The organism is Shewanella sp. DC2-4, from assembly GCF_013248875.1.
GTDB lineage: Bacteria > Pseudomonadota > Gammaproteobacteria > Enterobacterales > Shewanellaceae > Shewanella > Shewanella oncorhynchi.
This window is the reverse complement of record NZ_JABRVR010000001.1, coordinates 1-12,152: the sequence shown is the minus strand read 5'-3', so window position 1 is coordinate 12,152 and position 12,152 is coordinate 1. Positions and strand designations below refer to the sequence as shown.

Below are 12,152 nucleotides of genomic sequence, written 5' to 3'. Positions count from 1 at the left end.
TTTACATTAATTTTTTAGTAAATCATGTGGGCTGTATCGTATTAGCGTAGGTCAGTCAGCAAAAGTTGCGTTGCCGGTTATTTAGGCTGCCAGCAGATAGAATTGTTCCGCAGGTGACAATCCCTCACGTTGCGAATGTTGATATTGCCCTTTTCGTATCATGTGGCTCAGTTAGATGCCGGCCAGGAGCGTCTGTACCCGTCGAAACGATTTGAATCCCAGCATCGGTCGACTCCGCCGTTTGATGTTTCGATGATCTTGCTCAATCAGGTTGTTCAGGTATTTACTCTGCCTGACGGTCATCGCTTCCTCATCAGGTTTTTCAGCGTTGAGCGTGGCTAAAGCGGCAGTGTGGTCACCACTTTTATCGATGGTGACCACATCAGGTTCGCCGTGATGACGAATGGCCTTGCGAAAGAAGCGCAATGCGGCTGCAGCGTCCCGTTTGGCGGTCAGCAGGAAGTCGATTGTCTGGCCTGCAGTACTACCGCGCGGTACAGATATTTCCACCGACCTTTGACTTTGATGTAGGTTTCGTCCATGCGCCACCGACGACCTACTGAGCGTTTATGTTGTCGAAATACCTTATCCAGCAAGGGTACCTGACGGATGTGAAGCGTGGAGTGGTCAACGATAATACCGCGCTCAGCCAACATCTCCTCGAGATTACGCAGGCTGAGGCTATAAGCGAGATACCAGCGAACACACTGGGCGATACATCAGTGGGGTAATGCAGGCGACGGAAAGCTTTTCGGATTAGATACATGAGCAGGCAACATCGTAAAAAAACAGCCTATTACCTGACGCCGTCTTAATGTGACAGAACCTCTTAAGTGGCACAAAAGAACATACCATGATCGCAAAAGTACTGACTGAGTTCATGATTGATTTAGCCGCTGCAATGGCCAGGGATAATGGAATGGACCCATCCACTTTTAATCGGCCTCGCAATGGGCCACGATGTAGTCGCTAAAACTCATCAGAAAGAGGACGGGTCCACCTATGAAGATTACTACAATCGGTTTAGATATCGCAAAGTCTGTTTTTCATGCTGTTGGTGTCGATAAAGCAGGCAAGTTAATCAAAAAGAAAATGCTTAGACGCAAAGACTTGCTGCCCTTTGTCGCGAAAATTGAGCCTTGCCTTATCGTTATGGAGGCGTGTGGCGGCGCGAGTTATTGGGCCAGAGAATTTGAGCAATTTGGGCACGTAGTTAAGTTAATTGCCCCGCAGTATGTGGTTCCTTTTAGGCAAGGTAATAAAAATGACTACAACGATGCGCTAGCCATTGCGGAGGCTGCGCAGCGGCCCAACATGCGGTTTGTAAAACCCAAAAGCGTCGAGCAGCAAGATGTGCAACTGCTCCACCGTATGCGCGAACGATTAACTAAACAATCAACAGCCTTAATCAACCAAGTGCGAGGCATGTTAGCAGAATACGGTATTGTCATTACCAAAAGTAAATCGGCTTTTAAAGCCCAGTTACCAGATATTTTGGTCGATGAAGACAATATGCTGACCATCAAGGGTAAAGCCATCTTTTATCAGTTATATGATGAGGTTATCGACATTGAAAAACGGCTTAAGAGTTGTGACACCCAAGTACTAAACGAAACTCATAACAATGTGATTTGTCAGCGATTACAAACTATTCCTGGTGTTGGGCCTGTCACCGCTACGGCGATTTATGCTGCAGTGGGTGACGGTAAAGACTTTAGCAATGGCCGACATTTTTCAGCTTGGTGTGGCTTAGTACCTAAGCAGCACAGCAGTGGCGGGAAAGATAACCTCCTCGGGATAAGTAAGCGGGGAAACGCCTATTTACGTACGCTATTCATCCACGGCGCCAGAGCGGTGTTGCGACACAGTGGGAGTAAGTCGGATAAGTTGAGTTGTTGGGCTATCCAGCTAGCGGAGCGCCGAGGTTTCAATCGTGCGTGTGTGGCCGTCGCGAATAAGCTCGCCAGAATGTCATGGGTTATCGCGGCACGTGAAGAAGAGTTTCGGCTCGCTATGTAACAACATCAAATGTACTTATTATGTTAACGATTAACCAACCAGCAAGTTGCTAAGACACTTGATTTGATGATGAGACAGTCAGACTGATCTACTAAAAACCTTACGAAAACATAGGCTCTGATGAAGCCGCAGGGATGATAAGGACAGTAGAAGCAAATATCCATCAGGGCCAGAGGAATCCCTCAATAAGAGGCCGAATATATGGGTGCAATGAACTCTTCTCAAAATTGATATCGAATGTCTTGCAAACCGGATGGGTCCATATATGATTACGAGACAAAAAAGAAAGCGACAAGCTCAAGGCATCGAAAAGGCTAAAACCTTAGGCAAATACTTTGGGCGTCAACCTGATCATGAATTAAGGCAAAATATTCGGTTATTACTCAATGAAGGGAAAAGCTGGTCTCAGGTGCAGATCTCTGAAGAATCCCCTGATGATTTTCAGATAAATCATTAGAGTAGAGTGAACTTACATCTTAACGTGTGATCAGATGGAAGTGCAAACAAACATCAATCACAGGGCATCAAGGTGCAAGTGTTAACTATCTTAACCTGAACTCGGTGTATGGACTCCACCAACCTACAGTCGTAAGTTGGTGTAGACCAAAACAAAAGGAGTCCATACATGAGTAAGCCTACAATAATATCTCTCGACCTTGCAAAAAAAGTCATTCAAGTTTGTAAAGTGAATCCATATGGTGAGTTGTTATTCAATAAAGCCATGTCACCATAAAAAACGAAAGACCTTCTTGCCAACTCTCCTCTTTGTGTCGTTGCTATGGAAGGCAGTGCTAGCTTTCACTACTGGGCTCGAGTCGCACAATCATTTGGATATGAAGTCAGAGGGATGGCACCTAAAAAAGTAAAACTCTATATCAGCAATCAAAAAACAGACGCTAATGATGCTATCGGCATTGCCATCGCATCAACACAGTTAGGAATGACTTTCTGCCAGGTTAAAGACCTATCACAACAGAACATTCAAGCGATTCAAATCAGCAGAAAATGGTTCGACCGAACAATCACATCACTGGGTAACCATATACGAGCGTTGTGTTTTGAATATGGAGCTGTCATCAAGTTAGGTAAAAAGTCATTAAGGCAAGCCATCACTCACTTTATTTCGCCAGAATCAACAGACTTACCTGAGCAAATCAAACCATTGCTCATGATTTTATGGCAACAATATCAAACAACAGAAGAGCACTACAAAGCGGTAACGTTACAGTTAAAGCAGTGGGTCACTCAATCAGAACCTTGTAAACGCTTGATGAAACTCGAAGGCGTTAGTCATATTGGTGTAACCGGTTTACTGGCTTGCTTAGGTGACGCCAAGGTTTTAAGAATGGCCGGCATGCGGCTGTCTTCGTTGGTGTTACCCCTAAACAACACAGCAGTGGAGGTAAGGTTGTTATTATTGGAATAGATAAGCATGGTGGCGATAAATACCTGCGTTCAATCCTCTATCAAGGCGCACTCTCTGTTATATCAAGGCTGCCAGTAGAGGCGAAAACCTATAAGCAGCAATGGCTTATCAATTTAGTCAGACGAGTGGGTATAAAACGTGCTTGTGTCGCGTTAATCAATAAAACCGTTCGCACCGCATGGGCATTGCTCAATTACAGAACCGAATATAACAGTCAGACCATATAGAGTATTGTTTTAGAAAAAGTTCAGCAAAATGCATTAACAAATAGGTAAGACCAACCTTCTGAAAACCTGTTTATCCCGACAGCGTTAATAACGCTACAATCTCGATAAGGACAGAGGGTGCGAATAGATCATTGGTTAGAAGATAGCTTCTTCAATAAAAAACCGTATATACGTGCGCATCTAATCTTTTTGTCAAAGCAATTGCTAAACAGGTGGAGTCCATATACGGGATAAAGAATGTTGAACTAATAGCCCTCCAAGTGATCGGATCTTTCTACCAAGAGAAACCCCATCACACCGGAGGGCCTATGCATAAATTAGTGGAAGTGTTTTGCGATGTCGATGATTTTTTCGCTGTTTTCATTCCAGAATGGGGAAAAAACGCTGTTAACCGATGGCACACACAAGCGTCAACGCGCTGGCCGTATGACGATGAGCGAAGTGATGACCATCATCATACTTTTTCAGATGTCTCACCACCGTGATTTCAAGAACGTCTACATCGGCTATCTGGCTCATTTCTACAAATCCGCTTTTCCCAATTTACTCAGTTATACCCGCTTTCTTGAGGTGATACCCACTGCTTTAGTGCCGCTTTGCAGCTACTTTGCCAGCCTCAAGAGTGACCCCACTGGCATCGAATTTGTAGATTCAACTAGCATCAAAGTGTGTCATAACCTACGTATTCATCGCCATAAAACCTTGGCGGGGCTGGCGTGCAGAGGTAAAGGCACCATGGGGTGGTTCTATGGCTTTAAGCTGCATTTGATTGTGAATCATCAAGGCGGAATAGTGGCTACTAACAACACATACGATGCCGACCATATTGGTGGATTGGTTAGATATGCATGAATGGCGTGAGCTTATTGCGCTACACGCCTCTATCGCTATCAAAGGTCGCTCTATCACGCTCTACAAACGAACTATTCCGTTCAACTTTTTGACCGTTTTCCTTAACACTTTCAATGTCGGTCATTGGTCATGTTTGGATACCCATTGCAGCCAACCAAAGAGTGATTACTCGTAGAAACGCACAAACATACCCTCTTTGATGTCAACAACACTTTGACTGCTTTCAACCAATGCTAATTTATCTTCAATATTCACTTGCCTGCTCCTAAAAAAGTGCCAGATATGACTCTAGCACTTCAAAATTAAAATTTAAACGTTCAACCTTAAGGCTTTGAGACGCAGGATGCGTAGTACGGGTTGTTCGGATGGCTGCTGTAGTTTTTACCAAGGCGGATGTCCACGTCGTAATAGTAAGAACCATCAGGTGTTACCGACCAGTAGGGCCTGCCGGTCGCCCAACCGCGCGCGGCAAACATATTACCGAATCCATCGAACAGCTCCACTTTTAACTCGTCTCCCGTTGCTAAGCGCCAGTTATTTCGCCCTCCGATATTCTGAGAGTTATAGGTAGTGCAGAGTTCGTTTGCATTATCCCAGTTAAATTGGTAGAAATTACCAGCTGGGCCATAAGTTCCGTTTTCAGTATAGGTTCCATTTGTTGCACTGCCACCAATACTGTCTAAGTAAGCCACCGATGGGGAGTTGGTAAATAACTTACCGCTACCAGCATCAAAGATATCAATACATGGACCAGCTAGTAAACACACATTGACATTCACCGTGTTACTGGTAATGCCGTCTTTCAAGGCAGCGAGTGTGGTGCTACCCACTTCAACCCCATCCAACAAGCCCGTAGGCGTCACCGTGGCCGTCGCAGCATTCCCCACCGACCATGTCACAGAATCACTCACATCGGATGACGTGCGATCACTGTAGGTGGCCGTGGCGGTTAACTGCTGAGTCTGACCTTTGGTCACCAGGACTGTCGCAGGGGTCACGGTAATCGCGGTTATCACCGCTGCCGTCACCTCCACCGTCACCGTGTTACTGGTGATGCCATCTTTTGTGGCCGTGAGGGTGGTGCTACCCGCTTCAACCCCATCCAACAAGCCCGTAGGCGTCACCGTGGCCATCGCAGTATTCCCCACCGACCATGTCACAGAATCACTCACATCGGATGATGTGCGATCACTGTAGGTGGCCGTGGCGGTTAACTGCTGTGTTTGACCCCCGGGCCACATCAACGGTCGCGGGGGGTCACGGTAATCGCGGTTATCACCGCTGCCGTCACCTCCACCGTCACCGTGTTACTGGTGATGCCATCTTTTGTGGCCGTGAGGGTGGTGCTACCCGCTTCAACCCCATCCAACAAGCCCGTAGGCGTCACCGTGGCCATCGCAGTATTCCCCACCGACCATGTCACAGAATCACTCACATCGGATGATGTGCGATCACTGTAGGTGGCCGTGGCGGTTAACTGCTGTGTTTGACCCTGGGCCACATCAACGGTCGCGGGGGTCACGGTAATCGCGGTTATCACCGCTGCCGTCACCTCCACCGTCACCGTGTTACTGGTGATGCCATCTTTTGTGGCCGTGAGGGTGGTGCTACCCGCTTCAACCCCATCCAACAAGCCCGTAGGCGTCACCGTGGCCATCGCAGTATTCCCCACCGACCATGTCACAGAATCACTCACATCGGATGATGTGCGATCACTGTAGGTGGCCGTGGCGGTTAACTGCTGTGTTTGACCCTGGGCCACATCAACGGTCGCGGGGGTCACGGTAATCGCGGTTATCACCGCTGCCGTCACCTCCACCGTCACCGTGTTACTGGTGATGTCATCTTTTGTGGCCGTGAGGGTGGTGCTACCCACCTCAACCCCATCCAACAAGCCCGTAGGCGTCACCGTGGCCGTCGCAGAATTCCCCACCGACCATGTCACAGAATCACTCACATCGGATGATGTGCGATCACTGTAGGTGGCCGTGGCGGTTAACTGCTGTGTTTGACCCTGGGCCACATCAACGGTCGCGGGGGTCACGGTAATCGCGGTTATCACCGCTGCCGTCACCTCCACCGTCACCGTGTTACTGGTGATGCCATCTTTTGTGGCCGTGAGGGTGGTGCTACCCACCTCAACCCCATCCAACAAGCCCGTAGGCGTCACCGTGGCCATCGCAGTATTCCCCACCGACCATGTCACAGAATCACTCACATCGGATGACGTGCGATCACTGTAGGTGGCCGTGGCGGTTAACTGCTGTGTTTGACCCACGGGCCACATCAACGGTCGCGGGGGTCACGGTAATCGCGGTTATCACCGCTGCCGTCACCTCCACCGTCACCGTGTTACTGGTGATATCATCTTTTGTGGCCGTGAGGGTGGTGCTACCCGCTTCAACCCCCATCCAACAAGCCCGTAGGCGTCACCGTGGCCATCGCAGTATTCCCCACCGACCATGTCACAGAATCACTCACATCGGATGATGTGCGATCACTGTAGGTGGCCGTGGCGGTTAACTGCTGTGTTTGACCCTGGGCCACATCAACGGTCGCGGGGGTCACGGTAATCGCGGTTATCACCGCTGCCGTCACCTCCACCGTCACCGTGTTACTGGTGATATCATCTTTTGTGGCCGTGAGGGTGGTGCTACCCGCTTCAACCCCATCCAACAAGCCCGTAGGCGTCACCGTGGCCGTCGCAGTATTCCCCACCGACCATGTCACAGAATCACTCACATCGGATGATGTGCGATCACTGTAGGTGGCCGTGGCGGTTAACTGCTGTGTTTGACCCTGGGCCACATCAACGGTCGCGGGGGTCACGGTAATCGCGGTTATCACCGCTGCCGTCACCTCCACCGTCACCGTGTTACTGGTGATGCCATCTTTTGTGGCCGTGAGGGTGGTGCTACCCACCTCAACCCCATCCAACAAGCCCGTAGGCGTCACCGTGGCCATCGCAGTATTCCCCACCGACCATGTCACAGAATCACTCACATCGGATGATGTGCGATCACTGTAGGTGGCCGTGGCGGTTAACTGCTGTGTTTGACCCCCGGGCCACATCAACGGTCGCGGGGGGTCACGGTAATCGCGGTTATCACCGCTGCCGTCACCTCCACCGTCACCGTGTTACTGGTGATGTCATCTTTTGTGGCCGTGAGGGTGGTGCTACCCGCTTCAACCCCATCCAACAAGCCCGTAGGCGTCACCGTGGCCGTCGCAGTATTCCCCACCGACCATGTCACAGAATCACTCACATCGGATGATGTGCGATCACTGTAGGTGGCCGTGGCGGTTAACTGCTGTGTTTGACCCTGGGCCACATCAACGGTCGCGGGGGTCACGGTAATCGCGGTTATCACCGCTGCCGTCACCTCCACCGTCACCGTGTTACTGGTGATGTCATCTTTTGTGGCGTTAACAATCACAATACCTGGCGCATTACCACCGACCAATACACCTGGGGCATCGAAAAAACCTACATCCTTGTCACTTGAGTGCCAATCGTTCACACTTAAATCGGTTAGCCTGCTTGATGAGCCATCAGAGTAGTGGCCCACTGCGGCAAAGGTTTGCTTATTGCCAGCAGCCAGTGTCAACTGACTCACTCCTTTCGTTTTTATTGTCGCGGGGGTCACGGTAATCGCGGTTATCACCGCTGCCGTCACCTCCACCGTCACCGTGTTACTGGTGATGTCATCTTTTGTGGCCGTGAGGGTGGTGCTACCCGCTTCAACCCCATCCAACAAGCCCGTAGGCGTCACCGTGGCCGTCGCAGTATTCCCCACCGACCATGTCACAGAATCACTCACATCGGATGACGTGCGATCACTGTAGGTGGCCGTGGCGGTTAACTGCTGTGTTTGACCCTGGGCCACATCAACGGTCGCGGGGGTCACGGTAATCGCGGTTATCACCGCTGCCGTCACCTCCACCGTCACCGTGTTACTGGTGATATCATCTTTTGTGGCCGTGAGGGTGGTGCTACCCGCTTCAACCCCATCCAACAAGCCCGTAGGCGTCACCGTGGCCGTCGCAGTATTCCCCACCGACCATGTCACAGAATCACTCACATCGGATGACGTGCGATCACTGTAGGTGGCCGTGGCGGTTAACTGCTGTGTTTGACCCTGAGCCACATCAACGGGCGCAGGGGTCACGGTAATCGCGGTTATCACCGCTGCCGTCACCTCCACCGTCACCGTGTTACTGGTGATGCCATCTTTTGTGGCCGTGAGGGTGGTGCTACCCGCTTCAACCCCATCCAACAAGCCCGTAGGCGTCACCGTGGCCGTCGCAGTATTCCCCACCGACCATGTCACAGAATCACTCACATCGGATGATGTGCGATCACTGTAGGTGGCCGTGGCGGTTAACTGCTGTGTTTGACCCTGGGCCACATCAACGGTCGCGGGGGTCACGGTAATCGCGGTTATCACCGCTGCCGTCACCTCCACCGTCACCGTGTTACTGGTGATGCCATCTTTTGTGGCCGTGAGGGTGGTGCTACCCGCTTCAACCCCATCCAACAAGCCCGTAGGCGTCACCGTGGCCGTCGCAGTATTCCCCACCGACCATGTCACAGAATCACTCACATCGGATGACGTGCGATCACTGTAGGTGGCCGTGGCGGTTAACTGCTGTGTTTGACCCTGAGCCACATCAACGGGCGCAGGGGTCACGGTAATCGCGGTTATCACCGCTGCCGTCACCTCCACCGTCACCGTGTTACTGGTGATATCATCTTTTGTGGCCGTGAGGGTGGTGCTACCCGCTTCAACCCCATCCAACAAGCCCGTAGGCGTCACCGTGGCCGTCGCAGTATTCCCCACCGACCATGTCACAGAATCACTCACATCGGATGACGTGCGATCACTGTAGGTGGCCGTGGCGGTTAACTGCTGTGTTTGACCCTGAGCCACATCAACGGGCGCGGGGGTCACGGTAATCGCGGTTATCACCGCTGCCGTCACCTCCACCGTCACCGTGTTACTGGTGATGCCATCTTTTGTGGCCGTGAGGGTGGTGCTACCCGCTTCAACCCCATCCAACAAGCCCGTAGGCGTCACCGTGGCCATCGCAGTATTCCCCACCGACCATGTCACAGAATCACTCACATCGGATGATGTGCGATCACTGTAGGTGGCCGTGGCGGTTAACTGCTGTGTTTGACCCTGGGCCACATCAACGGTCGCGGGGGTCACGGTAATCGCGGTTATCACCGCTGCCGTCACCTCCACCGTCACCGTGTTACTGGTGATGCCATCTTTTGTGGCCGTGAGGGTGGTGCTACCCGCTTCAACCCCATCCAACAAGCCCGTAGGCGTCACCGTGGCCGTCGCAGTATTCCCCACCGACCATGTCACAGAATCACTCACATCGGATGACGTGCGATCACTGTAGGTGGCCGTGGCGGTTAACTGCTGTGTTTGACCCTGAGCCACATCAACGGGCGCAGGGGTCACGGTAATCGCGGTTATCACCGCTGCCGTCACCTCCACCGTCACCGTGTTACTGGTGATGCCATCTTTTGTGGCCGTGAGGGTGGTGCTACCCGCTTCAACCCCATCCAACAAGCCCGTAGGCGTCACCGTGGCCATCGCAGTATTCCCCACCGACCATGTCACAGAATCACTCACATCGGATGATGTGCGATCACTGTAGGTGGCCGTGGCGGTTAACTGCTGTGTTTGACCCTGGGCCACATCAACGGTCGCGGGGGTCACGGTAATCGCGGTTATCACCGCTGCCGTCACCTCCACCGTCACCGTGTTACTGGTGATGCCATCTTTTGTGGCCGTGAGGGTGGTGCTACCCGCTTCAACCCCATCCAACAAGCCCGTAGGCGTCACCGTGGCCGTCGCAGTATTCCCCACCGACCATGTCACAGAATCACTCACATCGGATGACGTGCGATCACTGTAGGTGGCCGTGGCGGTTAACTGCTGTGTTTGACCCTGAGCCACATCAACGGGCGCAGGGGGTCACGGTAATCGCGGTTATCACCGCTGCCGTCACCTCCACCGTCACCGTGTTACTGGTGATGCCATCTTTTGTGGCCGTGAGGGTGGTGCTACCCGCTTCAACCCCATCCAACAAGCCCGTAGGCGTCACCGTGGCCATCGCAGTATTCCCCACCGACCATGTCACAGAATCACTCACATCGGATGATGTGCGATCACTGTAGGTGGCCGTGGCGGTTAACTGCTGTGTTTGACCCCCGGGCCACATCAACGGTCGCGGGGGTCACGGTAATCGCGGTTATCACCGCTGCCGTCACCTCCACCGTCACCGTGTTACTGGTGATGCCATCTTTTGTGGCCGTGAGGGTGGTGCTACCCGCTTCAACCCCATCCAACAAGCCCGTAGGCGTCACCGTGGCCATCGCAGTATTCCCCACCGACCATGTCACAGAATCACTCACATCGGATGATGTGCGATCACTGTAGGTGGCCGTGGCGGTTAACTGCTGTGTTTGACCCACGGGCCACATCAACGGTCGCGGGGGTCACGGTAATCGCGGTTATCACCGCTGCCGTCACCTCCACCGTCACCGTGTTACTGGTGATGTCATCTTTTGTGGCCGTGAGGGTGGTGCTACCCACCTCAACCCCATCCAACAAGCCCGTAGGCGTCACCGTGGCCGTCGCAGAATTCCCCACCGACCATGTCACAGAATCACTCACATCGGATGATGTGCGATCACTGTAGGTGGCCGTGGCGGTTAACTGCTGTGTTTGACCCTGGGCCACATCAACGGTCGCGGGGGTCACGGTAATCGCGGTTATCACCGCTGCCGTCACCTCCACCGTCACCGTGTTACTGGTGATATCATCTTTTGTGGCCGTGAGGGTGGTGCTACCCGCTTCAACCCCATCCAACAAGCCCGTAGGCGTCACCGTGGCCATCGCAGTATTCCCCACCGACCATGTCACAGAATCACTCACATCGGATGACGTGCGATCACTGTAGGTGGCCGTGGCGGTTAACTGCTGTGTTTGACCCTGGGCCACATCAACGGTCGCGGGGGTCACGGTAATCGCGGTTATCACCGCTGCCGTCACCTCCACCGTCACCGTGTTACTGGTGATATCATCTTTTGTGGCCGTGAGGGTGGTGCTACCCGCTTCAACCCCCATCCAACAAGCCCGTAGGCGTCACCGTGGCCATCGCAGTATTCCCCACCGACCATGTCACAGAATCACTCACATCGGATGATGTGCGATCACTGTAGGTGGCCGTGGCGGTTAACTGCTGTGTTTGACCCACGGGCCACATCAACGGTCGCGGGGGTCACGGTAATCGCGGTTATCACCGCTGCCGTCACCTCCACCGTCACCGTGTTACTGGTGATATCATCTTTTGTGGCCGTGAGGGTGGTGCTACCCGCTTCAACCCCCATCCAACAAGCCCGTAGGCGTCACCGTGGCCGTCGCAGTATTCCCCACCGACCATGTCACAGAATCACTCACATCGGATGATGTGCGATCACTGTAGGTGGCCGTGGCGGTTAACTGCTGTGTTTGACCCACGGGCCACATCAACGGTCGCGGGGGTCACGGTAATCGCGGTTATCACCGCTGCCGTCACCTCCACCGTCACCGTGTTACTGGTGATGT

The 12,152-nt window shown here is 52.6% G+C and carries 14 protein-coding genes and 5 pseudogenes; 7 read left to right on the top strand and 12 right to left on the bottom strand.

The features are described 5' to 3' along the window. Positions 1 to 81 precede the first annotated feature (81 nt). Positions 82 to 766, bottom strand: a pseudogene (locus HQQ92_RS00080) (IS6 family transposase). Between the two features lie 60 nt (positions 767 to 826). Between HQQ92_RS00080 and HQQ92_RS23910 the strand changes: the two are divergent. The 7 genes and pseudogenes from HQQ92_RS23910 to HQQ92_RS00055 all read left to right on the top strand — a co-directional run. After that, positions 827 to 916: pseudogene (locus HQQ92_RS23910) on the top strand (resolvase); the annotation flags it as partial. Between the two features lie 86 nt (positions 917 to 1,002). After that, positions 1,003 to 2,019 carry an IS110 family transposase gene (locus tag HQQ92_RS00075; protein WP_173242335.1) on the top strand — a complete coding sequence of 339 codons (1,017 nt, stop codon included), beginning with the start codon at positions 1,003 to 1,005 and terminating at the stop codon, positions 2,017 to 2,019. A 265-nt stretch (positions 2,020 to 2,284) separates the two neighbouring features. Continuing rightward, positions 2,285 to 2,476, top strand: a complete 192-nt coding sequence (locus HQQ92_RS00070) for a hypothetical protein (protein WP_375539953.1) — start codon at positions 2,285 to 2,287, stop codon at positions 2,474 to 2,476. 390 nt (positions 2,477 to 2,866) lie between these two features. Next, the gene (locus HQQ92_RS23585; protein ID WP_217272594.1) at positions 2,867 to 3,445 is read left to right on the top strand and encodes a hypothetical protein; all 579 of its coding nucleotides are present in this window, start codon (positions 2,867 to 2,869) and stop codon (positions 3,443 to 3,445) included. Beyond that, positions 3,415 to 3,672, top strand: a pseudogene (locus tag HQQ92_RS23970) (IS110 family transposase); the annotation flags it as partial. The gene HQQ92_RS23585 and the pseudogene HQQ92_RS23970, both read left to right, overlap by 31 nt. Before the next feature lie 320 nt (positions 3,673 to 3,992). Further along, positions 3,993 to 4,515, top strand: a pseudogene (locus tag HQQ92_RS00060) (IS982 family transposase); the annotation flags it as partial. Next, positions 4,466 to 4,603 (top strand): annotated as a pseudogene (locus HQQ92_RS00055) (IS4 family transposase); the annotation flags it as partial. The pseudogenes HQQ92_RS00060 and HQQ92_RS00055, both read left to right, overlap by 50 nt. Positions 4,604 to 4,847: 244 nt before the next feature. Here HQQ92_RS00055 and HQQ92_RS00050 read toward each other — a convergent pair. The 11 genes from HQQ92_RS00050 to HQQ92_RS00005 are packed head-to-tail and all read right to left on the bottom strand — an operon-like array spanning position 4,848 to position 12,065. Beyond that, a complete protein-coding gene (locus tag HQQ92_RS00050) occupies positions 4,848 to 5,765 on the bottom strand; it encodes an Ig-like domain-containing protein (protein ID WP_173242333.1) in 918 nt (305 codons plus the stop codon). After that, on the bottom strand, positions 5,765 to 6,802 hold the full coding sequence (locus tag HQQ92_RS00045; protein ID WP_217272593.1) for an Ig domain-containing protein: 1,038 nt from the start codon (positions 6,800 to 6,802) through the stop codon (positions 5,765 to 5,767). Before HQQ92_RS00045 ends, HQQ92_RS00050 begins: the two co-directional genes overlap by 1 nt. Further along, positions 6,759 to 6,935, bottom strand: coding sequence for a hypothetical protein (locus HQQ92_RS23575; RefSeq protein ID WP_173242316.1), 177 nt, complete (start codon positions 6,933 to 6,935; stop codon positions 6,759 to 6,761). Before HQQ92_RS23575 ends, HQQ92_RS00045 begins: the two co-directional genes overlap by 44 nt. Continuing rightward, positions 6,925 to 7,596 carry an Ig-like domain-containing protein gene (locus tag HQQ92_RS00040; RefSeq protein WP_173242331.1) on the bottom strand — a complete coding sequence of 224 codons (672 nt, stop codon included), beginning with the start codon at positions 7,594 to 7,596 and terminating at the stop codon, positions 6,925 to 6,927. The genes HQQ92_RS23575 and HQQ92_RS00040 overlap by 11 nt, the downstream gene beginning before the upstream one ends. Continuing rightward, the gene (locus tag HQQ92_RS00035; RefSeq protein ID WP_173242328.1) at positions 7,596 to 10,499 is read right to left on the bottom strand and encodes an S-layer family protein; all 2,904 of its coding nucleotides are present in this window, start codon (positions 10,497 to 10,499) and stop codon (positions 7,596 to 7,598) included. Before HQQ92_RS00035 ends, HQQ92_RS00040 begins: the two co-directional genes overlap by 1 nt. A gap of 1 nt (position 10,500) precedes the next feature. Further along, positions 10,501 to 10,764, bottom strand: coding sequence for an Ig-like domain-containing protein (locus HQQ92_RS00030; protein ID WP_173242326.1), 264 nt, complete (start codon positions 10,762 to 10,764; stop codon positions 10,501 to 10,503). Beyond that, positions 10,712 to 11,017 (bottom strand): Ig-like domain-containing protein, encoded by a 306-nt coding sequence (locus HQQ92_RS00025; RefSeq protein WP_173242324.1) that lies wholly within the window; start codon positions 11,015 to 11,017, stop codon positions 10,712 to 10,714. Before HQQ92_RS00025 ends, HQQ92_RS00030 begins: the two co-directional genes overlap by 53 nt. Beyond that, positions 10,974 to 11,672 (bottom strand): Ig-like domain-containing protein, encoded by a 699-nt coding sequence (locus HQQ92_RS00020; protein ID WP_173242322.1) that lies wholly within the window; start codon positions 11,670 to 11,672, stop codon positions 10,974 to 10,976. The genes HQQ92_RS00025 and HQQ92_RS00020 overlap by 44 nt, the downstream gene beginning before the upstream one ends. After that, a complete protein-coding gene (locus HQQ92_RS00015) occupies positions 11,662 to 11,811 on the bottom strand; it encodes an Ig-like domain-containing protein (RefSeq protein ID WP_254306276.1) in 150 nt (49 codons plus the stop codon). Before HQQ92_RS00015 ends, HQQ92_RS00020 begins: the two co-directional genes overlap by 11 nt. Next, positions 11,759 to 11,935: a hypothetical protein gene (locus HQQ92_RS00010; RefSeq protein WP_173242316.1), complete on the bottom strand. Its 177-nt coding sequence runs from the start codon at positions 11,933 to 11,935 to the stop codon at positions 11,759 to 11,761. The genes HQQ92_RS00015 and HQQ92_RS00010 overlap by 53 nt, the downstream gene beginning before the upstream one ends. Then, positions 11,925 to 12,065, bottom strand: a complete 141-nt coding sequence (locus tag HQQ92_RS00005; protein WP_173242318.1) for an Ig-like domain-containing protein — start codon at positions 12,063 to 12,065, stop codon at positions 11,925 to 11,927. The genes HQQ92_RS00010 and HQQ92_RS00005 overlap by 11 nt, the downstream gene beginning before the upstream one ends. Between the last annotated feature and the right edge of the window lie 87 nt (positions 12,066 to 12,152).

What these genes read in the sequence shown, in the direction of transcription:
- HQQ92_RS00075 (WP_173242335.1), top strand. Translation starts at nt 1,003, where the DNA reads ATGAAGATTACTACAATCGGTTTAGATATCGCAAAGTCTGTTTTTCAT.
- HQQ92_RS00070 (WP_375539953.1), top strand. Translation starts at nt 2,285, where the DNA reads ATGATTACGAGACAAAAAAGAAAGCGACAAGCTCAAGGCATCGAAAAG.
- HQQ92_RS23585 (WP_217272594.1), top strand. Translation starts at nt 2,867, where the DNA reads ATGGCACCTAAAAAAGTAAAACTCTATATCAGCAATCAAAAAACAGAC.
- HQQ92_RS00050 (WP_173242333.1), bottom strand. Translation starts at nt 5,765, where the DNA reads ATGTGGCCCGGGGGTCAAACACAGCAGTTAACCGCCACGGCCACCTAC.
- HQQ92_RS23575 (WP_173242316.1), bottom strand. Translation starts at nt 6,935, where the DNA reads ATGGGGGTTGAAGCGGGTAGCACCACCCTCACGGCCACAAAAGATGAT.
- HQQ92_RS00040 (WP_173242331.1), bottom strand. Translation starts at nt 7,596, where the DNA reads ATGTGGCCCGGGGGTCAAACACAGCAGTTAACCGCCACGGCCACCTAC.
- HQQ92_RS00030 (WP_173242326.1), bottom strand. Translation starts at nt 10,764, where the DNA reads ATGTGGCCCGGGGGTCAAACACAGCAGTTAACCGCCACGGCCACCTAC.
- HQQ92_RS00020 (WP_173242322.1), bottom strand. Translation starts at nt 11,672, where the DNA reads ATGGGGGTTGAAGCGGGTAGCACCACCCTCACGGCCACAAAAGATGAT.
- HQQ92_RS00015 (WP_254306276.1), bottom strand. Translation starts at nt 11,811, where the DNA reads ATGTGGCCCGTGGGTCAAACACAGCAGTTAACCGCCACGGCCACCTAC.
- HQQ92_RS00010 (WP_173242316.1), bottom strand. Translation starts at nt 11,935, where the DNA reads ATGGGGGTTGAAGCGGGTAGCACCACCCTCACGGCCACAAAAGATGAT.